This is a genomic window from Haematospirillum sp. H1815 (assembly GCF_012102705.1).
Lineage (GTDB): Bacteria > Pseudomonadota > Alphaproteobacteria > Rhodospirillales > Rhodospirillaceae > Haematospirillum.
The window spans coordinates 41,079-67,694 of record NZ_JAAVTA010000010.1; the positions used below are offsets into that span (position 1 = coordinate 41,079).

The following is a 26,616-nucleotide window of genomic DNA, read 5'->3' on the forward strand; positions in this document are numbered from 1 at the left end:
TGTATTCGTCCTTTAGTTCACAGCAGATACGACAGCTCAACGAGCTGCCGTCTGCTCCTGGGCACGCCGCTCTTGAGCCATAGGATCGTGCTCAAGAATTTCACCCTTATAGACCCAAACCTTCACACCACAAGCCCCGTAGGTAGTGAATGCTGTAGCCTGACCGTAGTCCAGATCTGCCCTCAAGGTATGAAGAGGAACCCGCCCTTCCCGATACCATTCGGTACGAGCAATTTCAGCCCCACCCAAACGTCCCGAGCTGTTGATACGAATTCCCTCGACACCAAGACGCATCGCGGACTGGATCGCACGCTTCATCGCACGACGAAACGCCACTCGCCGCTCCAGCTGACTTGTAATGCTTTCCGCAATCAACTGCGCATCTGTCTCCGGCTTGCGAATCTCCACGATATTCAGATGCACTTCGCTTCCTGTCATCTTCGACAGATCGCTACGAAGTACCTCGATATCAGATCCTTTTTTCCCGATAACAACACCCGGACGAGCTGTGTGTATTGTAATACGCGCCTTTTTAGCAGGACGCTCGATAACAATACGGGAAATACCTGCCTGATGCAGACGCTTTTTGAGGTACTTGCGAATGCGCAAGTCAGCATGCAAAAGATCTGCGTAGTCGCCTTCCGCAAACCAGCGGCTATCCCAAGTCCTGTTAATACCAAGACGCAAGCCGATCGGATTTACTTTCTGACCCATTATTCAGACTCCTCGCGTTCACGCACCACGATTGTAAGGTTCGAGAACGGCTTCAGGATCTTTCCAGTACGTCCACGAGCGCGGGCACGCCAGCGCTTCATCACCATCGCCTTACCAACAAAAGCTTCAGCCACAACCAGACGATCAACATCAAGCTGATGGTTGTTCTCCGCATTGGCAATTGCAGACTGCAAAACCTTACGAACCTCGCCAGAGACGCGGCGCGCATTGAACATCAGGGAAGTCAAGGCTTTCTCAGCACTCAACCCACGAATGGACGACGCAACGACGTTCAGCTTCTGCGGACTGGTCCGTATAGTGGCAGCAAAGGCACGGGCCTCATTATCTGCCAACGCACGCGGGGCATTAGGCTTACCCATGTTATTTCCTCTTCGCCTTCTTGTCCGCAGCATGCCCGTAATAAGTACGGGTTGGCGCAAATTCACCGAACTTGTGACCGACCATATTTTCGGTCACCAGAACAGGGACGAACTTGTGCCCATTGTGGACACCAAACGTAATACCGACAAACTGCGGCAGAATGGTCGAGCGTCGAGACCAAGTCTTCACCACCTCATTTCTGCCCGAGCTGCGCACAGCATCGGCTTTCTTCAGCATATAACCGTCGACGAACGGTCCCTTCAAAACAGAGCGAGCCACGTCCGTTCTCCGTTACTTCTTCTTGGCCTGATGACGTGACCGCATGATCAGTCTGTCAGTAGCCTTGTTGCTGCGGGTTTTCTTACCCTTCGTAGGCTTGCCCCACGGGGTAACTGGATGGCGACCACCGGAAGTACGGCCTTCACCACCACCATGCGGGTGATCAACGGGGTTCATTGCAACGCCGCGCACATGCGGACGCCGACCAAGCCAGCGACTTCTGCCAGCTTTCCCCAAATTTATGTTTTGATGATCAGGGTTGGAGACAGCACCAACCGTCGCCATACACTCGCCGCGCACCAAGCGCACCTCACCAGAGGACAGGCGCAACTGGGCATAACCAGCATCTTTACCAACCAACTGGACATAGGATCCAGCGGAGCGTGCTATCTGCCCTCCCTTGCCTTGCTTCATCTCCACGTTGTGCACAATCGTGCCAACGGGCATGTTCTTCAGAGGCATAGCATTACCGGGCTTAATGTCTGCTTTCTCAGCAGAAACAACGACATCACCCGCCTTTAATCGCTGTGGAGCAAGGATATATGCCTGCTTTCCATCTTCATACGTGATAAGAGCAATAAAAGCCGTACGATTCGGATCATACTCCAATCGCTCGACAGTAGCACTCATACCAAGTTGCTCATTACGCTTGAAATCGACAATCCGGTAACGACGCTTATGACCGCCACCGCGCTGCCACGAGGTAATACGCCCCGTATTGTTACGTCCACCGGACTTTGTCAGACCCTCTGTCAGGGACTTGACAGGCTTCCCCTTCCACAATCCGGCACGATCCACCAAAACAAGCTGGCGCGTACTCGGCGTAACAGGGTTGAATGTTTTCAGTGCCATAGACCTCAGACTCCCGTCATCACATCGATAGACTGACCTTCAACAAGCCTGACCATGGCTTTCTTTACATCGGAACGCCGCCCGATAGTACCACGGAAACGCTTGAGCTTGCCCTTCGTGATCGAGACATTAACCGCCCGAACCTTCACACCAAAAACACCCTCGACAGAAGCTTTGATTTCAGGCTTTGAGGCATCCAAAGGCACACGGAAGGTAACCTGACCGTATTCAGACGCCATAGTAGCCTTCTCGGTAATAACCGGGCTTTTTATGATGTCGTACATGCGCTCTTTCGAGACTTTGACTGCACGGCACTTCATTTCAGGCGCTCCTCCAGCTTTTCAACAGCCGCCCGAGTCAGAACAAGGGTATCCCGACGCAAGATGTCGTAAACATTGGCACCCTGAGTTGGCAAAAATGACAGCCCTGGAATATTTGAAGCTGCGCGAGCGAACAGAGCATCGACCTCAGCACCATCAACAACCAGCACAGACGACCAGCCCAAGGCCTTGACCTGAAGCGCCAAGTCCTTAGTCTTTCCAGTCACACCCGCAAAGTCAGCAACAACCAGCTTACCCTCACGCGCCTTCGCGGACAAAGCCGTCTTCAAACCAAGCTTGCGGAACTTCTTGTTCAGATCATGCGCGTGAGATCGCACAACAGGACCGAAGGCAACACCACCACCCCTAAACTGGGTAGCACGCATTGACCCCTGACGAGCACGCCCGGTCCCTTTCTGCTTGAACGGCTTGCGGGTTGTTCCAGAGACCATGGAAATGGTCTTCGTTTGATGCGTACCAGACTGACGCCGCGCAAGCTGCCAACGCACAACGCGCTGCAAAATATCGGAACGAACATCAAGGCCGAAAATATCATCCGGCAACTCTATGGTTCCCACTGCCTTATTCTCAAGGCTAATAACGTCCAGCTTCATGACAGCCTATTCCTTGCTCTCACTTCCGGCAGAATCCTCGGAAGAAGAGACACCAGAAGAAACCTTGACACCGGCCGGCAAGGGAGCCCCTTCAGGTATTCCTTTTTTGACCGCATCACGAACCAGGACCCAACTTCCCTCGGAACCGGGAACAGCGCCCCTAACCAGAAGCAGGCCCCGCTCGGAGTCCGTAGAGACAACTTTCAAATTCTGCAATGTCACGCGCTCAGCGCCAAGATGGCCCGCCATCTTCTTGCCCTTGAACACACGACCAGGATCCTGACGATTACCAGTTGATCCGTGGGACCTATGAGACACAGAGACGCCATGCGTCGCCTCAAGACCACGGAAATTGTGGCGCTTCATTCCACCAGCAAAGCCCTTACCGATAGAGGTGCCAACAACATCAACCAGCTGACCAGCAACAAAATGATCGGCAGACAACTCAACCCCTGAATCAAGAAGATACTCAGGACTGACTCGAAACTCCGCAACCTTCTTACGCGGCTCCACCTTTGCAGCAGCAAAGTGACCACGCATAGCCTTGGACACATTCTTAACCTTGGCAGTACCAACACCAAGCTGAACCGCTGTGTAGCCATCCCGATCCTGTGTGCGAACAGCGACGACATGACAGCCATCAACTTTCAGCACCGTAACCGGGACATGCTCACCTTCTGCGGTAAACAGCCGGGTCATACCGACTTTCTGGGCGATAAGACCGGAGCGCATTATTTCGTTCCTTGCATTGTTTATCACGCTCACAACTTAATCTGGACATCTACACCGGCGGCCAGATCAAGCTTCATGAGCGCGTCGACGGTCTGCGGAGTTGGATTGAGAATATCCAACACACGCTTATAAGTACGGATCTCAAACTGCTCTCTCGACTTTTTATCAATATGTGGAGAGCGGTTCACTGTGAACTTTTCAATCCGGGTCGGCAGGGGGATAGGCCCCCGCACCTGGGCGCCAGTACGCTTGGCGGTATTAACAATCTCATAAGCACTTTGATCAAGCACACGGTGATCAAATGCCTTGAGGCGGATACGGATATTCTGGCTTTCCATAGTGGCCTGACCCGAACTCTTTCTTCAGTGGTGTGATAACCCGGCGCCCGGGGAAGAACGGCTTATACCGCATCTTTCTCCGGGCGCCCACCTTTTTTTGTCAAACAGCGAAGTTGTAAAACGACTTCGATTTTGGATTGTTACTTGTTAATTTTGGAGACGACACCGGCGCCGACGGTTCTGCCGCCTTCCCGGATGGCGAAGCGGAGACCTTCATCCATAGCAATGGGCGCAATCAGGCGAACGCTGATACGGATATTGTCTCCGGGCATGACCATTTCGGTACCTTCCGGCAGCGCAATTGTTCCGGTTACGTCGGTGGTACGGAAGTAGAACTGTGGACGGTAGTTGGAGAAGAACGGCGTATGACGGCCACCTTCGTCCTTCGACAGGATATAGCATTCCGATTCAAACTCGGTATGCGGCGTAATCGAACCTGGCTTGGCAAGGACCTGACCACGCACCACGTCGTCACGCTTCACGCCACGCAGCAGCGCACCGATGTTATCACCGGCCTCACCCTGATCCAGAAGCTTGCGGAACATTTCCACACCGGTACAGGTGGTCTTGGTGGTGTCTTTCAGGCCAATAATCTCGACTTCATCGTTGACCTTCAGGATACCGCGCTCCACACGACCGGTCGCAACGGTACCACGACCAGAAATCGTGAACACGTCTTCAATCGGCATCAGGAACGGCAGGTCTTTCGGACGATCCGGCTGCGGGATGTATTCATCAACAGCGCGCATCAGCTCCAGAATCGCTTCCTTGCCGATCTTCGGGTCGCTGTCTTCAAGAACGGCCAGCGCAGATCCCTTGATGATGGGAATATCATCCCCGGGGAAGTCATACGAGGACAGAAGCTCCCGGATTTCCAGCTCAACCAGCTCCAGAAGCTCCGGATCATCAACCTGGTCAACCTTGTTCAGGAACACAACCAAGGCCGGAACTCCAACCTGGCGAGCCAACAGAATGTGTTCGCGGGTCTGCGGCATCGGGCCATCCGCGGCAGAGACAACCAGAATGGCACCATCCATCTGCGCGGCACCGGTGATCATGTTCTTCACATAATCAGCGTGACCCGGGCAGTCAACGTGCGCGTAGTGACGGTTCGTCGTCTCATACTCAACGTGGGCCGTCGAGATCGTAATACCGCGGGCGCGCTCTTCGGGGGCCTTGTCAATCTGGTCGTACGCGGAAAACGTAGCACCACCCGTCTCAGCCAGAACCTTCGTAATAGCCGCCGTCAATGACGTCTTCCCGTGATCAACGTGGCCAATCGTGCCAACGTTGCAGTGCGGCTTCGTCCGCTCAAATTTTGCCTTGCTCATTGTCTACTCCATTAGGCCGTAAGGCCACGCTTTCATCAACCAGCCAACTTGGCCTTGATTTCTTCAGAAACGTTATTCGGTACTTCAGCGTACTTATCAAACACCATACTGTACTGGGCACGTCCCTGGGACATCCCGCGCAGGGTATTCACATAGCCAAACATATTCGCCAAGGGAACAGATGCATCAACAACACGGGCATTGCCACGCTGATCCATACCACTAACTTGGCCACGACGAGAGTTAAGATCCCCAATGATATCGCCAAGATATTCATCAGGGGTGACAACCTCAACTTTCATTACGGGCTCAAGCAAGCGAGGCCCCGCATTTGGCATGGCCTCACGGAAAGCAGCACGAGCCGCAATCTCGAAGGCAAGCACACTGGAGTCAACGTCGTGGAATCCACCATCAGTCAACGTAACCTTGAAATCCGTAACAGGGAAACCAACGATCGTACCCGTATCCATAGCGGAACGCAGGCCCTTTTCGACACCAGGGATATATTCTTTTGGAACAGCACCACCAACAATGGCGCTTTCAAAAACAAACCCTGAACCGGGCTCCAACGGCTCAAACCTCAACTGGATCTTGGCAAATTGCCCCGTCCCACCAGATTGTTTTTTGTGTGTATAATCGCAAACATACGTTTTTGAGATCGTTTCGCGATACGCAACCTGCGGCGCGCCCACGTTTGCATCAACCTTGAACTCGCGACGCATACGATCAACAATAATCTCAAGATGCAGCTCGCCCATCCCCTTGATCACGGTCTGACCCGATTCTTGATCACTGGATACACGGAAAGAAGGATCTTCGGCAGCTAAGCGCGCCAAAGCCATTCCCATTTTCTCCATATCCGCCTTAGTCTTGGGCTCAACAGCAACCTCAATAACCGGCTCAGGGAACTCCATGCGCTCGAGAATCACTGGCTTGACAGGATCACAAAGCGTATCGCCAGTCGTTGTGTCTTTCAACCCAACAACAGCAACAATATCTCCAGCAGAGGCGACCTTTATTTCTTCACGATTATTTGCATGCATCAAAAGCATGCGACCGATACGCTCACGCCTTTCCTTGACCGTATTCATGACATACGATCCAGATTCAAGGATACCGGAGTAAATGCGAACAAACGTAAGGGAGCCAACAAATGGATCGTTCATGATCTTGAACGCAAGAGCAGAAAAGGGCTCAGCATCAGAGGACTGACGCGTAACTTCCGTTTCCCCGTCAACCAGAACTCCCTTGATAGCCGGCACATCAACCGGAGCGGGAAGAAAGTCGATGACAGCATCCAGCATTGTCTGCACGCCCTTGTTCTTGAAGGCAGAGCCACACAGAACAGGGACAAAACGACGCTCGATCGTTCCTTTTCGAATGCAGGCCTTCAGCGTAGCTTCATCAGGCTCATTGCCTTCCAGATACGCTTCCATCACAGCATCATCAACCTCAACCGCTGTCTCCAGCAGCTTTTCTCGGTATTCTGCAGCCTTGCCTCTAAGGTCATCCGGGATATCAACGTATTCATACGCCGCACCAAGATCGTCACCCTTCCAGACAACAGCCTGCATCTTGACGAGATCAACAATACCGGCGAAATCCGATTCCACACCAATCGGAAGATTAACAACCAAAGGCACAGCCCCCAGCCGGTCAACAATCATGTCGACGCAGCGATAGAAGTTCGCGCCCATGCGGTCCATTTTATTGACAAAGCACATACGTGGAACGCCGTACTTGTCCGCCTGACGCCAGACGGTTTCTGACTGCGGCTCGACACCAGCCACAGAATCAAAAACGGTCACTGCGCCGTCTAGAACGCGCAGAGAACGCTCAACTTCAATCGTGAAATCAACGTGGCCCGGCGTATCAATAATATTGATACGATGATCTTTCCAGAAGCAGGTGGTCGCAGCAGAGGTAATAGTAATACCACGCTCCTGCTCCTGCTCCATCCAGTCCATGGTCGCAGCACCTTCATGGACTTCGCCAATCTTGTGCGATTTCCCTGTGTAATACAGGATACGTTCAGTTGTCGTCGTTTTACCGGCATCAATGTGCGCCATGATGCCGATATTACGATATCTCTCAAGCGGAGTTTCGCGCTTCATAATGAGACCCTGTACCTTCTATTCACGTTACCAGCGGTAATGAGAGAAGGCCTTGTTGGCCTCTGCCATACGATGGGTATCTTCACGCTTCTTGACAGCACCACCACGATTATTGGCTGCATCCAGAAGCTCACCGGAAAGACGATCAATCATCGTGGATTCAGAACGCTTGCGCGCAAAGTCTGCCAACCAACGGAAGGCCAACGCCTGACGACGCTCGGGACGCACCTCGACGGGGACCTGGTAGGTCGCACCGCCAACACGGCGGGAACGCACCTCAACAGAGGGCTTTATGTTATCAACCGCACCATGGAACAGCTGCACAGGATCAGAACCGGATTTGGCACCAATCTTATCCAGAGCACCGTAGACAATCTTCTCAGCAACGGCCTTCTTTCCATCCAGCATGATGGAGTTGATGAACTTGGCGATTACAAGATCACCAAACTTCGCATCAGGCAGAATTTCGCGCTTTTCAGCTCTATGACGACGAGACATGGGTTATATTTCCCTGGAACCTGAGGACTTACTTCGGACGCTTCGCGCCATACTTCGAGCGACGCTGCTTGCGATCCTTCACGCCCTGGGTATCCAGGGTACCGCGGATGATGTGATAACGCACACCAGGCAAGTCAGGCACACGCCCGCCGCGCGCCAGCACAACGGAGTGCTCCTGAAGATTATGACCCTCACCAGGAATATAGGCTGTCACTTCAAAACCATTGGTAAGGCGAAGACGCGCCACCTTACGAAGCGCCGAGTTCGGCTTCTTCGGGGTCGTCGTATAAACACGAGTACAAACGCCACGCTTCTGTGGGCAACCCTGCATAGCCGGGGCCTTGTTCCGTTTTACAGCCGGCTGGCGGCCTTGACGGACCAGCTGATTGATTGTCGGCATTGCCGTTCCTTCTTTACTTACGCTTGCGCGTTGCCTTTTTCGACACCTTTAGCGGCGCCACTATTCCGCACGGCCGACGCCAAAAGACGCCTGCTCACACACCCCCGACCCAAAGCTGCTCCAGGATAAATTCCGTAGAACAAATGAGCACACAACACCTCAGAGAGACCCAAAGGCGATTCGGCTCCTATGCACGAAAGAGGCAGGCTTCAGAAAAACCGCCACACAATCGTGGCACACGATAAAACCGGGCAATCGAGGCGCGCATACTATGACCAGCCCCTGCCAGCGTCAAGGAAAAGCTTCTGAACGGGATTTCTGACACGCGTTGATATGAAAAAGGCCCGGGTCATAAAAATAATCATGCCCCGGGCCATCTTGGCAAAACATGTTAAATCAACGGCAAAATGCCAAATCCTGCACGAAATTACTCAGCAGGAGGAACGACTCCAGCCGCCGATAATGATGAGATAACAGGTACCGACTCGGCTGCTGCTTCTTGGACAGCCGCGAGTTCCCGATCGCGACGCGCCGCAACCTGACGGTACTTGTTCATCGCAGCACCCGTTCCGGCTGGAATCAGGCGACCGACGATCACATTTTCCTTCAGGCCCACCAGAGCATCCACCTTGCCAGAGGTAGATGCTTCGGTCAGAACACGGGTCGTCTCCTGGAATGAAGCCGCAGAAACGAAAGAGTGTGTCTGCAAGGATGCCTTGGTTATACCCTGAAGAACCGGAACACCCGCAGCCTCACGGCCACCCTCACGAATGGTCTTCTCGTTTTCGTTCTGGAAGTCGATACGATCAACCTGCTCACCAACAAGGAAGGTGGTGTCGCCAGCCTCGGAGATTTCAACCTTCTGGAGCATCTGACGAACAATGACCTCAATGTGCTTGTCATTGATCTTGACGCCCTGAAGACGATAAACGTCCTGAATCTCCTTGATCAGGTAGTCAGCCAAAGCCTCAACACCCATGACCCGCAAGATATCGTGCGGAACGGGGTTTCCATCCATCAACGGATCGCCTCTCTTGACATAATCGCCTTCCTGGACGGCCAAGTGCTTGCCCTTGGGAACCAAGTATTCCATCGGCTCGCCCGGACCATCTTCCGTGATGGGAACAACCAAAACCCGACGCTTGTTCTTGTAGTCCTTACCGAACTCAACCCGACCATCGATCTCGGCGATAATCGCGTGGTCTTTCGGCTTGCGCGCTTCAAACAACTCGGCAACCCGGGGCAAACCACCGGTGATGTCGCGTGTTTTGGAGCTTTCACGCGGAATACGAGCCAGAACATCACCCGCACTGACACGCTGTCCCGGCTCGACAGAAAGGATGGAGTCGACAGACATGTAATAACGTGCTTCAACCCCGCTCGGTAGCATAATCAGCTCGCCGGCCTCATCACGCAGAGTAATCCTGGGACGCAGATCCGCACCACGCGGCTGCGATTTCCAGTCCACGACCACGCGCGAGGAAATACCAGTCGCTTCGTCCATCTGCTCACGCATGGACACGCCTTCGACGAGATCCATAAAGTGAACCGTACCTTCTTTTTCGGTAATGATGGGCAGCGTATACGGATCCCACTCGGCCATCTTGGTCGCTCGCGTCACATTCTGCCCATCTGTCACATACAGCTTTGCACCATACGGGACACGATGACGGGCACGCTCACGACCCGAAGCATCCAGCAGGACAACTTCGCAGTTGCGCGACAAGACGATATTGATGCCTTCGGAATTGCGGACAATACCAAGATTTTCCAGCTTTACGCGGGAGTCGAATGAGGCTTCAATGCTGGACTGCTCCGCACCACGCTGAGCCGCACCACCGATGTGGAACGTACGCATGGTCAACTGCGTACCCGGCTCACCAATGGACTGCGCGGCAATCACACCGACAGCCTCACCGATATTTACCGGCGTTCCACGTGCCAAGTCGCGACCGTAGCACTTCGCACAGGTTCCTGTCTGCGTTTCGCATGTCAGGACTGACCGAATAAGCAAGGATTCAATCCCGGCTGCCTCAATCCGCTCTACATCGGCTTCGGTAATAATCTCACCTTTGGGGAAAACAACTTCACCCGTGGAGGGGTTCAGCGCATCTTCAGCAGCCGTCCGACCAAGAATACGTTCGGCAAGGGAAACAACCAGTTCACCACCGTCCATCACCGGAACAGCGGTCAAGCCGCGCTCTGTTCCGCAGTCTTCTTCGGTAATGATGGCATCTTGGGCCACATCGACCAAACGGCGGGTCAGATATCCGGAGTTTGCTGTTTTCAGGGCTGTATCCGCAAGCCCTTTACGAGCGCCGTGAGTAGAGTTGAAGTACTCGAGAACCGTCAAACCTTCCTTAAAGTTCGACAGGATAGGCGTCTCGATGATAGAGCCGTCCGGCTTGGCCATAAGACCACGCATCCCGGCCAGCTGCTTCATCTGGGCTGCTGATCCACGCGCACCGGAGTGTGCCATCATGTAAACCGAGTTGATCGGCTTACCTGGCTCGATGCGCGAGATTTCCTTCATCATCTCGTCGGCAACACGATCCGTACACTGCGACCAAGCATCAACAACCTTGTTGTACTTTTCGCCTTGGGTAATCAGCCCTTCCTGGTACTGCTGCTCGAACTCTTTGACCTGGGTCTCGGTCTCCAGCACCAGCTTTTCCTTGGTGGCTGGGATGACCATGTCATCCTTACCGAAGGAAATACCGGCTTTTGCAGCCTGACGGAAGCCCAGAGCCATGATGCGATCACAGAAAATCACGGTCTCTTTCTGACCGCAGTGACGGTAAACCGTATCAATAACGTCCTGGATATCCCTCTTGCGCAGCAGGCGGTTGATCAGCTCGAAAGGCACCTTGGCGTGGTGCGGCAATACACTCGCCAGAATCATCCGGCCCGGGGTTGTAACCACCGTACGCACGACAGGCTGACCTTCTGCATCCACGGTTCTCAACCGGGCCTTTACCCGGGCGTGCAGAGAAACAGTACCAGCATTCAGGGCATGCTCAATTTCGGCCAGATCACCGAACGTGCTCCAACGCTCGTGCTCAACGCCATCAACCATGACCTTGGCGACACCGCCCTTCTCACCTTCGCGTTCCAAGCTCATGTAGTACAGCCCCAGAACCATGTCCTGGGTTGGCACAATAATGGGCTTCCCGTTCGCCGGGCTAAGAATGTTGTTGGTCGACATCATTAACACACGGGCTTCCAGCTGCGCCTCAAGGGACAGCGGAACGTGCACGGCCATCTGGTCACCGTCAAAGTCGGCGTTGAATGCCGTACACACCAACGGATGCAGGTTAATCGCCTTACCTTCGACCAGAACCGGCTCAAATGCCTGGATCCCGAGGCGGTGCAGTGTCGGAGCACGGTTGAGCATCACGGGATGCTCGCGGATAACCTCTTCCAGAATATCCCAAACCTCGGGACGCTCCTTCTCGACCATACGCTTAGCCGCCTTGATGGTCGTGGCCAGACCGTACAGTTCAAGCTTGGAGTAGATAAAGGGCTTGAAGAGCTCCAGAGCCATCTTCTTCGGCAAACCACACTGGTGTAGTTTCAGCTCCGGACCAACCACGATGACCGAACGGCCGGAATAATCGACGCGCTTGCCAAGCAGGTTCTGACGGAAGCGACCCTGCTTGCCCTTGAGCATATCAGCCAAGGACTTCAGCGGACGCTTGTTGGCCCCGGTAATCGCACGACCGCGACGACCGTTGTCAAACAGGGCATCTACAGACTCCTGCAGCATACGTTTTTCGTTACGGATAATGATTTCCGGACAACGCAATTCGATCAGACGCTTGAGGCGGTTGTTACGGTTGATCACACGCCGGTACAGATCGTTGAGATCCGAAGTGGCAAAACGACCACCGTCAAGAGGGACCAGCGGCCGCAATTCAGGCGGGATAACCGGAATGACTTCCAGAATCATCCACTCCGGACGACAGCTGGATTCCAGAAAAGCCTCAACGAGCTTCAGACGCTTGACCAACTTCTTGCGCTTCGCTTCCGAAGAGGTCTCACGCATTTCTGTCCGAATCTGAACCTTGAGCTCCTCAAGATCCAGAGCCATCAGCATATCGCGAATCGCTTCGGCACCAATTCCGGCTGTAAAGCTGTCCTCGCCATATTCTTCCTGGGCACGCTGGTACTGCTCTTCTGTCAGCAGTTCATACTGCTTCAAAGGCGTCAGACCAGGTTCGATAACCAGGTAGTTTTCAAAATACAGAAGGCGTTCCAAATCCTTCAGCGTCATGTCCAGCAACAAACCGATACGGCTGGGCAACGACTTCAGGAACCAGATATGAGCTACGGGGGCAGCAAGCTCGATATGCCCCATACGCTCGCGGCGGACTTTGGAGAGGGTGACTTCAACACCGCACTTTTCGCAGATAATGCCGCGGAACTTCATGCGCTTGTACTTGCCGCACAAGCACTCATAGTCCTTCACTGGCCCAAAGGTGCGGGCGCAGAAAAGCCCGTCACGCTCTGGCTTGAAGGTACGATAGTTTATCGTTTCCGGCTTTTTGATCTCGCCAAAAGACCAGGAACGGATCTTCTCAGGGCTGGCGATGGAAATCTTGATCTGGTCAAACGACTGGCTGCCGCTGGCCTGACCGAAGATCTTCATGAGGTCATTCATGCCTGCTCTCCTGTCGCGGGAAGGGATGATACCACTCTTTGGTTTTCATCCCGCTGTCCGCGCTCTTCCTCTAAAAATGGTTACGTCGGGGGCTGTTCGATATGGACAGGGATTGCCTAGCTGTCGCTCTGCAAAAGCTCCACATCCAGACCCAACGACCGCATCTCTTTCACCAGAACGTTGAACGATTCAGGGATACCTGCCTCGAACGTATCGTCACCACGCACGATCGCCTCATAGACCTTCGTACGCCCGGAAACATCGTCCGACTTGACCGTCAACATTTCCTGCAGGGTATAGGCTGCCCCATACGCCTCAAGGGCCCACACTTCCATTTCACCAAAGCGCTGTCCACCAAACTGGGCCTTACCGCCCAGAGGCTGCTGGGTCACCAGCGAATAGGGGCCGATGGAACGGGCGTGTATCTTGTCATCGACCAAGTGGTGAAGCTTGAGCATGTAGATATAGCCCACAGTGACTTCCCGGTCGAATGGCTCACCCGTCCGACCATCATACAGCATCACCTGACCAGATGTCTGCAGGCCGGCCATGGCCAGATGCTCGGCGATATCGCTTTCACGTGCACCATCGAACACAGGCGTAGCAATGGGGATACCATTTCTCAGGTTTGAGGCCAGCTCACGCACTTCCTCGTCACCCAGATCGGCCACCTCGGCCTTGTAGGCTTCTGGCCCATAGACAGCTTTCAGCTTGTCACGCAGATCATCCATGGTCCGGTTATTATATCGCACGGCATCCAGATACTCACCAACCTGCTTGCCAAGACCACGGCAGGCCCAGCCCAGATGGGTCTCCAGAATCTGCCCGACGTTCATACGGGAAGGCACGCCCAACGGATTGAGCACGATATCCACCTGCGTTCCATCAGCAAGGTAGGGCATGTCCTCAATTGGAACAATGCGGGAGATAACACCCTTGTTCCCATGGCGCCCGGCCATCTTGTCTCCAGGCTGCAACTTGCGCTTCACAGCCACGAAGACCTTGACCATCTTCAGAACGCCCGGGGGCAGCTCGTCACCACGCTGCAGCTTCTCCACCTTGCTCTCAAAGCGAGCCTGAAGCTGGGCGATAGCCTCCTCGTGGGTCTTCTTCATCCCCTCGATCTCGGCCATAACATCATCCGCCTCAACAGCAAACTGACGCCACTGCCCCGGAGTATATTCCTTCAGAACCTCATCTGACAGCACGGCTCCGACACGGAAACCACGTGGGCCGGCCACAGCCTTCTGCCCCAGCAGCTTCTCTTTCAGGCGATTACTGAAAGAGCCATCCAGGATAGCCCGTTCGTCGTCACGATCCTTGGCCAGCCCCTCGATCTCGGCACGCTCAATCGCCAAGGTACGCTCGTCTTTTTCCACACCACGGCGGTTGAAGACACGCACCTCGACTATGGTGCCCTGTACACCCGGCGGCAAACGCAGCGATGTATCACGGACATCAGACGCTTTCTCACCGAAAATGGCACGCAGAAGTTTTTCTTCCGGCGTAACAGGGCTCTCGCCTTTTGGCGTTACCTTGCCAACCAGAATATCCCCGGCCTTGACTTCAGCACCGATGTAAACAATGCCGGCTTCATCAAGATTGCGCAGGGCATCCTCACCAACATTGGGAATGTCGCGGCTGATTTCTTCCTGACCCAGCTTGGTATCACGTGCCATGACTTCGAATTCTTCGATATGAATCGAGGTAAACACGTCATCGCGCACGATTCGTTCGGAAATGAGGATCGAATCTTCGTAGTTGAAGCCATTCCATGGCATGAAGGCAACCAGCACGTTACGCCCAAGAGCCAGCTCACCCAAGTCCGTCGACGGGCCATCGGCAATAATATCGCCCTTACGAACGACATCACCCACCTTAACCAAAGGACGCTGGGTAATACAGGTGCTCTGGTTTGAACGCTGGAACTTGGCCAGACGATAGATATCCACACCGGAACGCGCCGCGTCCACATCTTCAGTTGCCCGGATCACGATACGCGTTGCGTCAACCTGCTGGACAATACCGGTCCGGCCAGCCGAAATGGCTGCCCCGGAATCACGGGCCACAACACCTTCCATACCAGTACCGACAAAAGGTGCCTCGGCACGGATCAAAGGCACAGCTTGGCGCTGCATGTTCGAGCCCATGAGAGCGCGGTTGGCGTCGTCATTTTCCAGGAACGGAATCAGGGCCGCAGCAACAGAGACCAGCTGCTTGGGTGACACGTCCGCATAGTCAATGTCCGAAGGTGGCACCATAACGTAGTCACTAGCCGCCCGACAGGACACCAGATCGCCAACAAAGCGACCCTCTGCATCCAGTTCGGCATTAGCCTGGGCTACTGTGTAGCGACCCTCTTCCATTGCGGACATGTAGATGACTTCATCGGTCACACGCCCGTCGACAACCTTGCGATAAGGAGCCTCGATAAACCCGTACTGATTGACACGAGCATACGTTGCCAAGCTGTTGATCAGACCAATGTTCGGCCCTTCCGGCGTTTCAATCGGGCAGATACGACCATAGTGGGTCGGGTGCACGTCACGAACCTCGAACCCGGCACGCTCACGCGTCAAACCACCTGGGCCCAAAGCCGACAAACGCCGCTTGTGCGTCACTTCCGACAGCGGGTTGGTCTGGTCCATGAACTGTGAGAGCTGGGAAGAGCCAAAAAACTCGCGCACAGCTGCAGCAGCAGGCTTGGCATTGACAAGATCATGAGGCATGACCGTATCAATATCCACGCTGGACATACGCTCACGGATTGCGCGCTCCATACGCAAAAGACCAACGCGGTACTGGTTTTCCATCAATTCGCCGACAGAGCGAACACGACGGTTACCAAGGTGGTCGATATCATCAATCTCCCCACGCCCATCTTTCAGCTCTACCAAGACTTTAATAATGCGCAGAATATCATCGCGACGCAGAACACGAACCGTATCCGGAGCCTCATCCATCGACAGACTCAAGCGGGAGTTCATCTTCACGCGACCAACGGCCGAGAGATCATAACGCTCCGGATCGAAGAACAAACCACGGAACAGCAACTCAGCCGCTTCAAGCGTCGGCGGCTCACCCGGGCGCATAACACGGTAAATGTCGATCAGCGCTTCTTCACGGCAGGTATTCTTGTCCGCGAACAACGTGTTACGGATATATGGCCCAACCTGAACGTGATCAATATGCAGGGTTGGCAGCTCATCAATGCCATTCCTGTCAAGCTCTGCCAAGGTTGCTTCGGTGATTTCCTGACCTGCTTCCAGGAATACCTCCCCTGTCGCAGGATTAATGATGTCTTCAGCAACATAACGCCCGACGAGGTCCTCGACAGGCACGCGCATCTCCGAAAGCCCGTCATCGATCAGCTTCTTGCCAAGACGTGGGCTAACCTTGGTACCGGCTTCCGCTTTCAGCTCACCCGTAGCAGCATCGATCAGATCATAGGGAAGCTTCACGCCCTTCAGACGTTCGGGAACAAAAGCCGTCTTCCACCCACGAGCATCAGCCGTATAGACGATACGGTCGTAGAAATAGTTCAGAATATCTTCGGCACACAGCCCGGTCAGCTCAGCTGGATCCAGCGGCTGGCGGGCACGGGCACGCTCCACGCGCAAAGCCTCTGCAGCCTTGGAGTCAAGCGCATACAACAAGGTGCTGACTGGCAGCTTGCGGCGACGGTCGATACGGACATAGACCATATCCTTTGCATCAAACTCAAAATCCAGCCACGAACCACGATAGGGAATCACGCGCGCGGCAAAGAGGTATTTGCCCGACGAATGGGTCTTACCCTTGTCATGATCAAAAAACACACCTGGAGAACGGTGCATCTGGGAAACAATAACACGCTCGGTACCATTCACAATAAAGGTACCATTACGGGTCATCATGGGCATATCCCCCATGTAGACATCCTGCTCCTTGATATCACGAACAGAACGGGCACCCGTATCTTCATCAATGTCCCAGACGACCAAACGAAGTGTCACCTTCAGCGGAGCAGCAAAGGTCATCCCACGCTGCTGACACTCGTCAACATCATACTTGGGCTCTTCCAGTTCATAGCGGACAAACTCAAGCTCGCCCTTCCCGGCAAAGTCCTTGATCGGAAAAACCGACTTGAACACTTCCTGCAAACCCGAAGGGGCTCTTTTATCCGCAGGGATTCCTGTCTGAAGGAACTGATCGTAGGAGTTCTTCTGAACCTCGATCAGGTTCGGCATAGGGGCTACCGTGCGGATGCGCCCAAAACTCTTACGTACCCGCTTCCGACCTGTAAAGGACTTGGCCATTGTCGCTCCTTAGTCTGTGACATGCCTGCATGAATCTAAAGAATCTTGCAGACTGAACGCAGCCCGCTCCTGAAATCTCCAGAAGAAGGCCGTGGCAGAAGGTGCCAGAGCATGCACCAAACCGCCATTCCCGAAATACAAGGTGGCTCAGTCCCACTGCCCGCATGTGCCCTGTCATACGGCGTCCGGACTGACCTCCGCAAAACCTGGAAGAACCAGATTCTGGGGAGGAACCCTGATCTATCAAAATCCGCTGCCACGCAGCGAGCCACGCTTTTCTAACACCCCACGCCTCATCCTGCAATTCAGGATTAAAAACGGCAGCGTGCCGGGGGTCACGAACGCAACCCCCGGCAAAACTGGAACAGCAGGACGGAAATTACTTCAGCTCAACCTTGGCACCAGCCTTTTCGAGCTGGTCCTTGATCTTCTGGGCATCTTCCTTAGAAGCAGCTTCCTTCACGGTCTTCGGTGCGCCTTCGACCAGATCCTTGGCTTCCTTCAGACCCAGACCGGTGATTGCACGAACTTCCTTGATCACGTTGATCTTGTCTTTCGCATCGACAGAAGCAAGAACAACATCAAATTCTGTCTTTTCTTCAGCAGCCGGGGCAGCAGCACCCGGGGCAGCAGCAGCAACAGCTACAGGAGCAGCAGCAGAAACACCCCACTTCTCTTCCAGCAACTTGGACAATTCAGCGGCTTCAAGAACAGTCAGGGAGGACAATTCATCAACAAGCTTGGCAAGATCAGCCATTTTCTTACTCCGTATGTCAGCCGGGCCCAATACACATCAAGCAATCCGGCAAATGTTTTTCCTTCCCCGCTTACTGCGGGAAAACAGCGACTCAGGCGGCCTCGCCCTTGGTTGCATAGGCACTGAGAACACGAGCCACACCGGCGCCGGGCTGAGACAGCACGGTCGCCACACGCGTGGCCGGGGTTTGCAGCATGCCAACCAGCTTGGCACGAAGTTCATCGAGGCTGGGCAAGGATGCCAAGGCTTTGACGCCATCGACGTCCAAGGCATTTCCATCCATAACACCGCCAAGAATAATCAACTTTGGATTCGTCTTGGCAAACTCGACCATGGCCTTCGCAGCAGCTACCGGGTCAGCCGACACGGCCATGCCGGTCGGTCCGGTAAGAAGGCTGGAAAGGCCATCAAACTTCGTACCCTCAAGAGCAATACGCGTGAGCCGATTCTTGGTTACACGGAAACTGGCGCCTACTGCGCGCATCTGTTTACGAAGAGATTCCAGATCCGCCACGGTCAGCCCGGAATAATGGGCAACCACGACGGTAGATACTTCTCCGAACAGACCGTGGAGTTCGGACACCAACTCCTGTTTCTGTTCACGGTTCACGGTGCGTCTCCGCTTCTTCACCCTGACCCGGCAAACATACCGGACAGGATTGGTTGCGACGTCCTCCAATACAAAAAGTACGGAGGGTATCATCTGCCCCGGAAGCTGAAACTCGACAACGGAACTCTGACACACAGGCATCAGGAAAACCGACTGACAAACTCTTCAACTCCCGTCTGTACAGGCGGGGCGCTCCCCTCTTAGAACCTTGCCCACGCAAGGTACCCGTAGTCTTGGACAGGTCATAAACCCCGGATCAACCAGAGCCTCCGCCAAGGCGGCATAAAAACCGCCCTGACAGACAACAGCATTACCCCGCAATGGAAGGAATGCTGACCTTAACACCCGGCCCCATGGTGGAGCTGAGCGAAACTTTCTGCATATAGGACCCCTTCGCCCCAGACGGCTTCGCCTTCTGAATGGCATCAACAAAGGCCCGAACATTCTCTACCAGCTTACCCTCATCAAAGGAAGCCTTACCGATACCCGCATGAACAATACCGGCCTTTTCGACACGGAACTGAACCTGACCTGCCTTGGCTGCCTTGACAGCAGAGGCCACATCAACCGTCACGGTACCCAGTTTTGGGTTGGGCATCAGACCACGAGGACCAAGGATTTTTGCAACACGGCCGACCAGACCCATCATGTCAGGCGATGCAATGCAGCGATCAAAGTCGATCTTACCCTGCTGGATTGATTCCAGAAGCTCTTCGGCACCGACAATATCAGCTCCAGCAGCCTTCGCTTCATCAGCCTTGCCAGCCTTTGCAAACACGGCAACCCGAACAGCCTTGCCTGTTCCGTGCGGCAACTCCACAACACCACGAACCATTTGGTCAGCGTGCCGGGGATCAACACCCAGATTAACCGCAACCTCGATCGTCTCGTCGAACTTGGCCCGAGAGCCTTCCTTCACAAGACCAACCGCCTCAACCAATGTATACAGCTTCTCGCGATCAACGCCTTCATAAGCTGCGGACAGACGCTTGCCAAGCTTTGCCATCGTCCCTTACTCCTCAACCACCAGACCCATGGAACGGGCAGAACCCCTGATCATCTCAGCGGCCGATTCAACTGTGTCGCAATTAAGATCAACCATCTTGACCTGAGCAATCTTGTGAATCTGCGCCATTGTGATCCGACCAACGCTGGCACCACGGCCCGGCGTTGTAGATCCCTTGGCAACACTGGCCTCTTTTTTCAAGAAGTAGCTGACAGGCGGCGTCTTGAGAACAAAAGAGAACGTACGATCACCATAGGCCGTGATGACAACCGGAATTGGTGTACCCGGCTCAATTCCTTGGGTTGCAGCGTTGAAGCCCTTACAGAACTCCATGATATTCAGACCACGCTGACCAAGCGCCGGACCAATCGGCGGGGACGGGTTAGCCTTGCCCGCAGGCACCTGCAGCTTGACGTAACCAACTATTTTTTTTGCCATTTTTTACCTCATCACAAAGAAAGGCAGTGGTACAGCCCGGCACAGACCTCCCACATAAAAACTCCCGCACTGCATAAACATATGCCGCAGCGAGAGGAATACTCCCCCCTAGACCTTCTCGACCTGGGAAAATTCAAGATCTACGGGCGTAGCACGACCGAAGATAGACACAGAAACCTTCAGACGAGCGCGCTCCTCATCGACTTCTTCAACCATTCCATTGAAGGAAGCAAACGGACCATCAGCAACACGAATTTGCTCACCCACCTCGAACGTAACAGAAGACTTGGGATGCTCAACACCCTCACGCACCTGGTTGATAATGCGCTCGGCCTCTTGCTGAGTGATCGGAACAGGGCGCCCGCGGCCACCCAGGAAACCAGTGACTTTCGGTGTATCCTTCACCAAATGCCAGCTCTCGTCCGTCATCTGCATCTTGAGAAGAACATAACCCGGGAAAAACTTGCGGTCAGCATGAACCTTGGAGCCGCGACGGATTTCCACCACCTCCTCGGTCGGCACCATAATTTCCTCAAACTGCGCATCCAGCCCCTTGCGAACAGCCTGCTCGCGAATGGACTGGGCAACCTTGTTCTCAAACCCGGAATAAACGTGCAGAACGTACCAACGCGCTTCCATAGATCAGCCTCCCAGGCCAAAAATCAGCTTCACGCCCCAAGCAAGAACCTGGTCTACCATCAAGAAAAAAAGCGCTGCGAGAACAACCATCACAAAGACCATGACGGTAGACACCGCCGCCTCCTTGCGGGTTGGCCACACAACACGCGCAACCTCTTGGCGGACCTGCCGCACAAACTGACCAGGATTGGTTTTTGCCATGGCTCTACTCAACACCCACCGGAAAACTGCACAACACCAAACGCCGGAAACGACACAACTAAAGAGGCTCCGGACCAACTTGTGGATGGAGCCGCCACAGGCACCAACACGATATGACAGCGCCCGGCACTGGCCGGGCACGGTCTTTCAGAAATCCTTGGCAGGGGCGGCAGGGATCGAACCCGCAACCCCCGGTTTTGGAGACCGGTGCTCTACCAGTTGAGCTACACCCCTTCAGGACGCCTGGACCGAACCAAAGCGCATAACACGCACATTAACAGTGCAAATTTTGCCTTGGCTTTCTCCGGAATGACCGGAGCGGCAGGATATAACCGGACACCCCGGAAAGATCAAGTCCTTTCCGGAAGATTTCATTCAAACCTCCCGGAACGACTTCGATTTTGGATTGTTACTTGTTAATTTTGGAGACGACACCGGCGCCGACGGTTCTGCCGCCTTCCCGGATGGCGAAGCGGAGACCTTCATCCATAGCAATGGGCGCAATCAGGCGAACGCTGATACGGATATTGTCTCCGGGCATGACCATTTCGGTACCTTCCGACAGCGCAATTGTTCCGGTTACGTCGGTGGTACGGAAGTAGAACTGTGGACGGTAGTTGGAGAAGAACGGCGTATGACGGCCACCTTCGTCCTTCGACAGGATATAGCATTCCGATTCAAACTCGGTATGCGGCGTAATCGAACCTGGCTTGGCAAGGACCTGACCACGCACCACGTCGTCACGCTTCACGCCACGCAGCAGCGCACCGATGTTATCACCGGCCTCACCCTGATCCAGAAGCTTGCGGAACATTTCCACACCGGTACAGGTGGTCTTGGTGGTGTCTTTCAGGCCAATAATCTCGACTTCATCGTTGACCTTCAGGATACCGCGCTCCACACGACCGGTCGCAACGGTACCACGACCAGAAATCGTGAACACGTCTTCAATCGGCATCAGGAACGGCAGGTCTTTCGGACGATCCGGCTGCGGGATGTATTCATCAACAGCGCGCATCAGCTCCAGAATCGCTTCCTTGCCGATCTTCGGGTCGCTGTCTTCAAGAACGGCCAGCGCAGATCCCTTGATGATGGGAATATCATCCCCGGGGAAGTCATACGAGGACAGAAGCTCCCGGATTTCCAGCTCAACCAGCTCCAGAAGCTCCGGATCATCAACCTGGTCAACCTTGTTCAGGAACACAACCAAGGCCGGAACTCCAACCTGGCGAGCCAACAGAATGTGTTCGCGGGTCTGCGGCATCGGGCCATCCGCGGCAGAGACAACCAGAATGGCACCATCCATCTGCGCGGCACCGGTGATCATGTTCTTCACATAATCAGCGTGACCCGGGCAGTCAACGTGCGCGTAGTGACGGTTCGTCGTCTCATACTCAACGTGGGCCGTCGAGATCGTAATACCGCGGGCGCGCTCTTCGGGGGCCTTGTCAATCTGGTCGTACGCGGAAAACGTAGCACCACCCGTCTCAGCCAGAACCTTCGTAATAGCCGCCGTCAATGACGTCTTCCCGTGATCAACGTGGCCAATCGTGCCAACGTTGCAGTGCGGCTTCGTCCGCTCAAATTTTGCCTTGCTCATTTCAGCGATTGCCTTCTGAATGCTACCTGTTAGGGGGTTGACGTGCGCCAAGGCCGCCCCCGGCACAACACCAGAGAATATTCAGTGCATTGGAGCGGGTGATGGGAATCGAACCCACGTAGCCAGCTTGGAAGGCTGGAGCTTTACCATTAAGCTACACCCGCACACCTGTACCCTTGATACAGGCAGCGCAAAGAGCTGTATGACGCTGCTGTATGGTGGAGGGGGTAGGATTCGAACCTACGTAGACATCCGTCGGCAGATTTACAGTCTGCTGCCATTAACCACTCGGCCACCCCTCCATGGGTACCGCGATAACCCGCATCAGCGGGAGGCCCGGGTTTACTAGGACACAGCCCCCCTTGTCAACGGGAAAATAAGCCCTACTCTGCACGCCAACCTATTCCGGCACCCTTACTTTTCAGGAGTCCCCCATGTCCCGCAAGCCGCGTTCCCAAACCTCCGGACGACGCGACACCCCGCGCTCCCGTCCAGCAGGTCACCAGCGCGAAGAGCATACCCGGCATCCCGATGCGGGAGCAGGCATCTGGCTGTACGGAAAGCACCCTGTGGAAGCCGCACTGCTCAACCCGGATCGCCCGTGTATACAGCTGATGGCTACACGTGACGTGCTGGAGACACTGGATACAGTCGCCAAGCAGGCACTCCGCCAGATTCCCACCACGATCATGGACCGGGAAGAACTGGATCTTCTTCTACCACCCGGCAGCGTGCACCAGGGCCTTGCCCTGCAGGTCAGAGCCTTGCCCGCCATTGGCCCAGAAGATGTTGTTTCCAAAGCCAGAAATATGGATTCAGCAACCGTGCTGATCCTGGATCAGGTGACAGATCCACACAATGTCGGAGCCATCATCCGGTCAGCCGCCGCCTTTGGGGCATTGGCCGTTATTATACAGGACCGGCATTCGCCGGAAGAAACAGGGACACTGGCCAAATCCGCATCCGGTGCCTTGGAACGCATGCCCCTGATACGCGTTTCCAACTTGGTACGGGCCATGTCTGTTCTTAAGGACGGCGGTTTCTGGATTTCCGGATTGACCGCGGATGCCCCCTCCACCCTTCCGGAAGCACGACTATCAGGAAAAATAGCGCTGACACTTGGATCAGAGGGAAGCGGCCTGCGTCGGCTAACCCGTGAAAACTGCGATATTCTCACATCCCTACCCATGAGCGGAGCCGTTGAGAGTCTGAATGTTTCCAATGCCGCCGCCGTGGCCTTGTACGAGCTTTTCCGGACACAAACAGCAAGAACAGTATAAAAAACATACTGTCAGACATAAAAAAGGGGTTTCCCTCTGGCGAGCAGCAGTTTATTTAGTGCCGCAGCCAGATCATGCCCCTATAGCTCAGCTGGTAGAGCACCTGATTTGTAATCAGGGGGTCGCGGGTTCAAGTCCTGCTGGGGGCACCAGATATTACAAGGGCCCCGGACGTCGCCAGAAGTCCGGGGCCCTTGTCTGTTCCAACCCCATCCGGTTTGGAGCAAGTCAGTTTCGTCTCGCCAGAAATGCGTGATTGATCATTCGATCCCCAAAATAAACGCCTGAAAATCAGCATTCTACATACTCTTCCGATAATCCTGGACGGGACTACCGAAGGAAAAATGCATAATCACATGCATGCATGTGGACGCTGGGCGCCCCCGGGGTAAAAGTGGAGGGAGAGATGCGCACACATACGACTGACTCTGGCTGTTGTGGCGCAACAGGGGCACAGCAGGATTCTGCGTATGGCAGATTCGCCACATACAACACCAACGCTTCTGTATCCGGGCATCTTGGTCATTGCCCTGATGCTTTGGCTGCCACCGCGCCCTGCCTTCGGATCTCCCGAGACCGGGGCCGATGAAAGCATCATGCAAATCTCCGTGGCTTTTGCTGAATGCTCTGGCTTCTATCGCGCCTTGTCGATGGCGAGTCGCAACCACAGGACAGCAGAACAGATAGGGCAAATAGGCACCGACGTTGGCGTAACGGCAACCCTGATCGCATCCCTGTCCATGGAATGGGACCAAGCCATGTCCTTTACCCGCCACGTTGCCGGTCAATCCGCATCACGCTGGAAACCTGCGATCACCGCCCGCAATCCGTCTGTTCTCCAACACTATCTCGCCTGCGAGAGCTTGGGCGCCCTTCATGGAGACCTGTCCATAGAGGGCCAGGACAGAACTATTCCTGACAACCCATGACTGTGTTAGCCTGTGTCATCAACGGGCTTTGAAGCGTGCTGCCATGACCCGCCCCTCTGTTTTCCAGACTGACGACACGGAAGGCCTGCAGCAACGGCGCAGGTTTCTGGACGAGGTTGAGATCTCCATCAGGTCAGCAAACCGTGAAATTATTCACGAAAAAGTTCCCCGCTTTACTAGGGACTCCTTTTTTCGCGTCGCTGTTTCCGTTGCCCGCCTACGGGCCAGCTATCTGCTTGCTGTCACAACCATGGACTGGCAATGCGCCTCGGAGACAGGCATTCGGGATATCGGACGCCTGCGCACCATGTATGAGGAGGCACGCGAAGGCCTGGTTGCACTGGAACACGCCATAGAGGTCGGCTACGTCGACATTGTTGAAGATGCCATCCCCATGCCCCCACCACCACCGGAGCCACAGGAATGACACTCCCTCCCCGTCAGGATCGTCCCTTGCCACCACCGGTTCGGCGCGGCGAAGGTCCGGGCCTTCCCTTGCCGGGTCGTCCTGCCACCCCCACTGCAAAAGCGCTCGGATTACGGGGATCAAAGGCACCACGGACAGCGCCCAACGAAAAGGTATGTCAAAAATGTGGCGCCCTGTTCCGGTGGGAGCACCCCGGGGCCGACCAGCAGGGAGCGCCGCTGACGCTCAAGCTGATGACACCGGGGCAAAAGTGCGACTGCGGGTATGGGGCCGTACGCGCCAAACCCCGCAAACCCTGACCCCTACCACAAGACTGGCAGGTGTCGGTCCAGGACAACAGCCAAGAAGACAAGGGACAGATATTGCATCGATCCCAGAAAGACTTGCCGTGCCTCTGACCGGCCCGGGGCACGAAACAGTCGTATATTCTGCCAAAGAAACAGCAGCGCCGCTCCTGTCGAGACAGCACCATACACCGCCCCCAGAAGCCCCATCATCCAAGGAACCGCTGCAGACATAACCAGAAGAATGGTGTTGCCCAGAATCCACCGTGAACAACGGGCCTCCCCAACCAGAACCGGCAACATGGGAACACCGACACCGGCATAATCATCCTTGAGCAGGATAGCCAAGGCCCAGAAGTGGGAAGGCGTCCAGAGAAACAAGGTAATCGCCATAAGTACGGGCAACAGCCAAACACCGGGATCAAAGGCCGCTGCACCCGCCAGAACAGCAAAACTGCCCGCAGCCCCACCAATAACAATGTTCAGCCATGTGCGACGCTTGAGCCAGACCGTATAGACAATGGCATAAATAAATGCCCCCAAGAAAAGGTGCAGCGCCACGGCCCAGTTAAAAGCCCCCAAGGCCAGCCACAGGCCCGCCACAAGAAGAAGCCCCGAAAACCACAAGGCATGCACCGGCTTGCTGATAAGTCCAGCAGCCAAAGGACGACCGGCCGTGCGCTTCATCCGGCGATCAATGTCACGATCATAGAAATGATTGAAGACGGACGAGCCCGCAGACCCAAGAAGCATGGCCAAGACCAGAACCACCAAGGCGGCCGGATCCAGGCTTTCGGCAACGGCTGCATAGCCAACGGCTGCAGTCAGCGCAATCATGACACCAATTCTGGGCTTGCACAGCTCCAGATAACCAAAAAAATTCATAGGACTCCCCTTCCCTCCAAACCCCTCGG

At 54.7% G+C, this 26,616-nt stretch carries 26 protein-coding genes and 4 tRNA genes; 5 read left to right on the plus strand and 25 right to left on the minus strand.

Annotated elements, in window-relative coordinates:
* Nucleotides 1-36: 36 nt before the first annotated feature.
* The 24 genes from rpsC to HEQ60_RS08925 all read right to left on the minus strand — a co-directional run bounded on the left by rpsC (nucleotide 37) and on the right by HEQ60_RS08925 (nucleotide 23,084).
* The gene (gene rpsC, locus HEQ60_RS08810) at nucleotides 37-714 is read right to left on the minus strand and encodes a 30S ribosomal protein S3 (RefSeq protein ID WP_168071337.1); all 678 of its coding nucleotides are present in this window, start codon (nucleotides 712-714) and stop codon (nucleotides 37-39) included.
* Nucleotides 714-1,094, minus strand: a complete 381-nt coding sequence (gene rplV, locus HEQ60_RS08815) for a 50S ribosomal protein L22 (protein WP_066132225.1) — start codon at nucleotides 1,092-1,094, stop codon at nucleotides 714-716. Before rplV ends, rpsC begins: the two co-directional genes overlap by 1 nt.
* Nucleotide 1,095: 1 nt before the next feature.
* A complete protein-coding gene (rpsS, locus tag HEQ60_RS08820; RefSeq protein ID WP_066132228.1) occupies nucleotides 1,096-1,374 on the minus strand; it encodes a 30S ribosomal protein S19 in 279 nt (92 codons plus the stop codon).
* A gap of 12 nt (nucleotides 1,375-1,386) precedes the next feature.
* Nucleotides 1,387-2,226 carry a 50S ribosomal protein L2 gene (gene rplB / locus HEQ60_RS08825; RefSeq protein WP_168071338.1) on the minus strand — a complete coding sequence of 280 codons (840 nt, stop codon included), beginning with the start codon at nucleotides 2,224-2,226 and terminating at the stop codon, nucleotides 1,387-1,389.
* 5 nt (nucleotides 2,227-2,231) lie between these two features.
* On the minus strand, nucleotides 2,232-2,546 hold the full coding sequence (locus tag HEQ60_RS08830; protein WP_168023166.1) for a 50S ribosomal protein L23: 315 nt from the start codon (nucleotides 2,544-2,546) through the stop codon (nucleotides 2,232-2,234).
* Complete coding sequence (rplD, locus tag HEQ60_RS08835) at nucleotides 2,543-3,160, minus strand: 50S ribosomal protein L4 (RefSeq protein WP_066132236.1); 618 nt, start codon at nucleotides 3,158-3,160, stop codon at nucleotides 2,543-2,545. The genes HEQ60_RS08830 and rplD overlap by 4 nt, the downstream gene beginning before the upstream one ends.
* Before the next feature lie 6 nt (nucleotides 3,161-3,166).
* Nucleotides 3,167-3,892, minus strand: a complete 726-nt coding sequence (gene rplC, locus HEQ60_RS08840) for a 50S ribosomal protein L3 (RefSeq protein WP_168071339.1) — start codon at nucleotides 3,890-3,892, stop codon at nucleotides 3,167-3,169.
* 29 nt (nucleotides 3,893-3,921) lie between these two features.
* Nucleotides 3,922-4,230, minus strand: a complete 309-nt coding sequence (rpsJ, locus tag HEQ60_RS08845) for a 30S ribosomal protein S10 (RefSeq protein WP_066132242.1) — start codon at nucleotides 4,228-4,230, stop codon at nucleotides 3,922-3,924.
* 140 nt (nucleotides 4,231-4,370) lie between these two features.
* Nucleotides 4,371-5,561, minus strand: coding sequence for an elongation factor Tu (tuf, locus tag HEQ60_RS08850; protein WP_066132245.1), 1,191 nt, complete (start codon nucleotides 5,559-5,561; stop codon nucleotides 4,371-4,373).
* 35 nt (nucleotides 5,562-5,596) lie between these two features.
* Nucleotides 5,597-7,675 (minus strand): elongation factor G, encoded by a 2,079-nt coding sequence (gene fusA / locus HEQ60_RS08855; RefSeq protein WP_168071340.1) that lies wholly within the window; start codon nucleotides 7,673-7,675, stop codon nucleotides 5,597-5,599.
* Nucleotides 7,676-7,702: 27 nt separating this feature from the next.
* Nucleotides 7,703-8,173, minus strand: coding sequence for a 30S ribosomal protein S7 (rpsG, locus tag HEQ60_RS08860; protein ID WP_066132251.1), 471 nt, complete (start codon nucleotides 8,171-8,173; stop codon nucleotides 7,703-7,705).
* Nucleotides 8,174-8,201: 28 nt separating this feature from the next.
* Nucleotides 8,202-8,573, minus strand: a complete 372-nt coding sequence (gene rpsL / locus HEQ60_RS08865) for a 30S ribosomal protein S12 (RefSeq protein ID WP_066132254.1) — start codon at nucleotides 8,571-8,573, stop codon at nucleotides 8,202-8,204.
* 427 nt (nucleotides 8,574-9,000) lie between these two features.
* A complete protein-coding gene (rpoC, locus tag HEQ60_RS08870) occupies nucleotides 9,001-13,233 on the minus strand; it encodes a DNA-directed RNA polymerase subunit beta' (RefSeq protein WP_168071341.1) in 4,233 nt (1,410 codons plus the stop codon).
* A gap of 116 nt (nucleotides 13,234-13,349) precedes the next feature.
* Nucleotides 13,350-17,531, minus strand: coding sequence for a DNA-directed RNA polymerase subunit beta (gene rpoB, locus HEQ60_RS08875; protein WP_168071342.1), 4,182 nt, complete (start codon nucleotides 17,529-17,531; stop codon nucleotides 13,350-13,352).
* A gap of 379 nt (nucleotides 17,532-17,910) precedes the next feature.
* A complete protein-coding gene (rplL, locus tag HEQ60_RS08880) occupies nucleotides 17,911-18,288 on the minus strand; it encodes a 50S ribosomal protein L7/L12 (protein ID WP_066132261.1) in 378 nt (125 codons plus the stop codon).
* Nucleotides 18,289-18,379: 91 nt separating this feature from the next.
* On the minus strand, nucleotides 18,380-18,898 hold the full coding sequence (gene rplJ / locus HEQ60_RS08885) for a 50S ribosomal protein L10 (protein WP_168071343.1): 519 nt from the start codon (nucleotides 18,896-18,898) through the stop codon (nucleotides 18,380-18,382).
* A gap of 310 nt (nucleotides 18,899-19,208) precedes the next feature.
* Nucleotides 19,209-19,904 (minus strand): 50S ribosomal protein L1, encoded by a 696-nt coding sequence (rplA, locus tag HEQ60_RS08890; protein ID WP_168071344.1) that lies wholly within the window; start codon nucleotides 19,902-19,904, stop codon nucleotides 19,209-19,211.
* A gap of 6 nt (nucleotides 19,905-19,910) precedes the next feature.
* The gene (gene rplK, locus HEQ60_RS08895; RefSeq protein ID WP_168071345.1) at nucleotides 19,911-20,342 is read right to left on the minus strand and encodes a 50S ribosomal protein L11; all 432 of its coding nucleotides are present in this window, start codon (nucleotides 20,340-20,342) and stop codon (nucleotides 19,911-19,913) included.
* Between the two features lie 108 nt (nucleotides 20,343-20,450).
* Nucleotides 20,451-20,981, minus strand: coding sequence for a transcription termination/antitermination protein NusG (gene nusG / locus HEQ60_RS08900; protein ID WP_066132269.1), 531 nt, complete (start codon nucleotides 20,979-20,981; stop codon nucleotides 20,451-20,453).
* Between the two features lie 3 nt (nucleotides 20,982-20,984).
* Nucleotides 20,985-21,182 carry a preprotein translocase subunit SecE gene (secE, locus tag HEQ60_RS08905; RefSeq protein WP_066132271.1) on the minus strand — a complete coding sequence of 66 codons (198 nt, stop codon included), beginning with the start codon at nucleotides 21,180-21,182 and terminating at the stop codon, nucleotides 20,985-20,987.
* A 158-nt stretch (nucleotides 21,183-21,340) separates the two neighbouring features.
* A tRNA-Trp gene (locus tag HEQ60_RS08910) sits at nucleotides 21,341-21,416 on the minus strand.
* 175 nt (nucleotides 21,417-21,591) lie between these two features.
* Nucleotides 21,592-22,782, minus strand: a complete 1,191-nt coding sequence (tuf, locus tag HEQ60_RS08915; RefSeq protein ID WP_168071346.1) for an elongation factor Tu — start codon at nucleotides 22,780-22,782, stop codon at nucleotides 21,592-21,594.
* Between the two features lie 90 nt (nucleotides 22,783-22,872).
* Nucleotides 22,873-22,946: transfer RNA gene (locus HEQ60_RS08920), tRNA-Gly, on the minus strand.
* Nucleotides 22,947-22,998: 52 nt separating this feature from the next.
* Nucleotides 22,999-23,084, minus strand: a tRNA-Tyr gene (locus HEQ60_RS08925).
* 132 nt (nucleotides 23,085-23,216) lie between these two features.
* Here HEQ60_RS08925 and rlmB point away from each other — a divergent pair.
* From rlmB to HEQ60_RS08950, 5 genes are all read left to right on the plus strand, one after another.
* The gene (gene rlmB / locus HEQ60_RS08930; protein ID WP_168071347.1) at nucleotides 23,217-24,062 is read left to right on the plus strand and encodes a 23S rRNA (guanosine(2251)-2'-O)-methyltransferase RlmB; all 846 of its coding nucleotides are present in this window, start codon (nucleotides 23,217-23,219) and stop codon (nucleotides 24,060-24,062) included.
* A gap of 76 nt (nucleotides 24,063-24,138) precedes the next feature.
* Nucleotides 24,139-24,214 (plus strand) — tRNA-Thr (locus tag HEQ60_RS08935).
* Nucleotides 24,215-24,532: 318 nt separating this feature from the next.
* The gene (locus HEQ60_RS08940; protein ID WP_168071348.1) at nucleotides 24,533-24,991 is read left to right on the plus strand and encodes a hypothetical protein; all 459 of its coding nucleotides are present in this window, start codon (nucleotides 24,533-24,535) and stop codon (nucleotides 24,989-24,991) included.
* 43 nt (nucleotides 24,992-25,034) lie between these two features.
* Nucleotides 25,035-25,418 (plus strand): hypothetical protein, encoded by a 384-nt coding sequence (locus HEQ60_RS08945; protein WP_168071349.1) that lies wholly within the window; start codon nucleotides 25,035-25,037, stop codon nucleotides 25,416-25,418.
* Entirely contained in the window at nucleotides 25,415-25,717 is a 303-nt protein-coding gene (locus HEQ60_RS08950; RefSeq protein WP_168071350.1) for a hypothetical protein, read from the plus strand. Before HEQ60_RS08945 ends, HEQ60_RS08950 begins: the two co-directional genes overlap by 4 nt.
* A 3-nt stretch (nucleotides 25,718-25,720) precedes the next feature.
* On the opposite strand, the gene cyoE is transcribed toward HEQ60_RS08950, so the two are convergent.
* On the minus strand, nucleotides 25,721-26,587 hold the full coding sequence (gene cyoE / locus HEQ60_RS08955; protein ID WP_168071351.1) for a heme o synthase: 867 nt from the start codon (nucleotides 26,585-26,587) through the stop codon (nucleotides 25,721-25,723).
* Nucleotides 26,588-26,616: the final 29 nt, after the last annotated feature.

Bases quoted from the DNA above. Each gene is read 5' to 3' on its own strand.
- fusA (WP_168071340.1), bottom strand. From the start codon at position 7,675: ATGAAGCGCGAAACTCCGCTTGAGAGATATCGTAATATCGGCATCATG.
- rplC (WP_168071339.1), bottom strand. From the start codon at position 3,892: ATGCGCTCCGGTCTTATCGCCCAGAAAGTCGGTATGACCCGGCTGTTT.
- tuf (WP_066132245.1), bottom strand. From the start codon at position 5,561: ATGAGCAAGGCAAAATTTGAGCGGACGAAGCCGCACTGCAACGTTGGC.
- HEQ60_RS08940 (WP_168071348.1), top strand. From the start codon at position 24,533: ATGGCAGATTCGCCACATACAACACCAACGCTTCTGTATCCGGGCATC.
- HEQ60_RS08950 (WP_168071350.1), top strand. From the start codon at position 25,415: ATGACACTCCCTCCCCGTCAGGATCGTCCCTTGCCACCACCGGTTCGG.
- tuf (WP_168071346.1), bottom strand. From the start codon at position 22,782: ATGAGCAAGGCAAAATTTGAGCGGACGAAGCCGCACTGCAACGTTGGC.
- rplD (WP_066132236.1), bottom strand. From the start codon at position 3,160: ATGAAGCTGGACGTTATTAGCCTTGAGAATAAGGCAGTGGGAACCATA.
- rlmB (WP_168071347.1), top strand. From the start codon at position 23,217: ATGTCCCGCAAGCCGCGTTCCCAAACCTCCGGACGACGCGACACCCCG.
- rplB (WP_168071338.1), bottom strand. From the start codon at position 2,226: ATGGCACTGAAAACATTCAACCCTGTTACGCCGAGTACGCGCCAGCTT.
- nusG (WP_066132269.1), bottom strand. From the start codon at position 20,981: ATGGAAGCGCGTTGGTACGTTCTGCACGTTTATTCCGGGTTTGAGAAC.
- rplK (WP_168071345.1), bottom strand. From the start codon at position 20,342: ATGGCAAAAAAAATAGTTGGTTACGTCAAGCTGCAGGTGCCTGCGGGC.
- rplA (WP_168071344.1), bottom strand. From the start codon at position 19,904: ATGGCAAAGCTTGGCAAGCGTCTGTCCGCAGCTTATGAAGGCGTTGAT.
- rpsG (WP_066132251.1), bottom strand. From the start codon at position 8,173: ATGTCTCGTCGTCATAGAGCTGAAAAGCGCGAAATTCTGCCTGATGCG.
- rpsJ (WP_066132242.1), bottom strand. From the start codon at position 4,230: ATGGAAAGCCAGAATATCCGTATCCGCCTCAAGGCATTTGATCACCGT.
- rpoC (WP_168071341.1), bottom strand. From the start codon at position 13,233: ATGAATGACCTCATGAAGATCTTCGGTCAGGCCAGCGGCAGCCAGTCG.
- rplV (WP_066132225.1), bottom strand. From the start codon at position 1,094: ATGGGTAAGCCTAATGCCCCGCGTGCGTTGGCAGATAATGAGGCCCGT.
- HEQ60_RS08830 (WP_168023166.1), bottom strand. From the start codon at position 2,546: ATGAAGTGCCGTGCAGTCAAAGTCTCGAAAGAGCGCATGTACGACATC.
- cyoE (WP_168071351.1), bottom strand. From the start codon at position 26,587: ATGAATTTTTTTGGTTATCTGGAGCTGTGCAAGCCCAGAATTGGTGTC.
- HEQ60_RS08945 (WP_168071349.1), top strand. From the start codon at position 25,035: ATGACCCGCCCCTCTGTTTTCCAGACTGACGACACGGAAGGCCTGCAG.
- rpsC (WP_168071337.1), bottom strand. From the start codon at position 714: ATGGGTCAGAAAGTAAATCCGATCGGCTTGCGTCTTGGTATTAACAGG.
- rpoB (WP_168071342.1), bottom strand. From the start codon at position 17,531: ATGGCCAAGTCCTTTACAGGTCGGAAGCGGGTACGTAAGAGTTTTGGG.
- rplL (WP_066132261.1), bottom strand. From the start codon at position 18,288: ATGGCTGATCTTGCCAAGCTTGTTGATGAATTGTCCTCCCTGACTGTT.
- rpsL (WP_066132254.1), bottom strand. From the start codon at position 8,573: ATGCCGACAATCAATCAGCTGGTCCGTCAAGGCCGCCAGCCGGCTGTA.
- secE (WP_066132271.1), bottom strand. From the start codon at position 21,182: ATGGCAAAAACCAATCCTGGTCAGTTTGTGCGGCAGGTCCGCCAAGAG.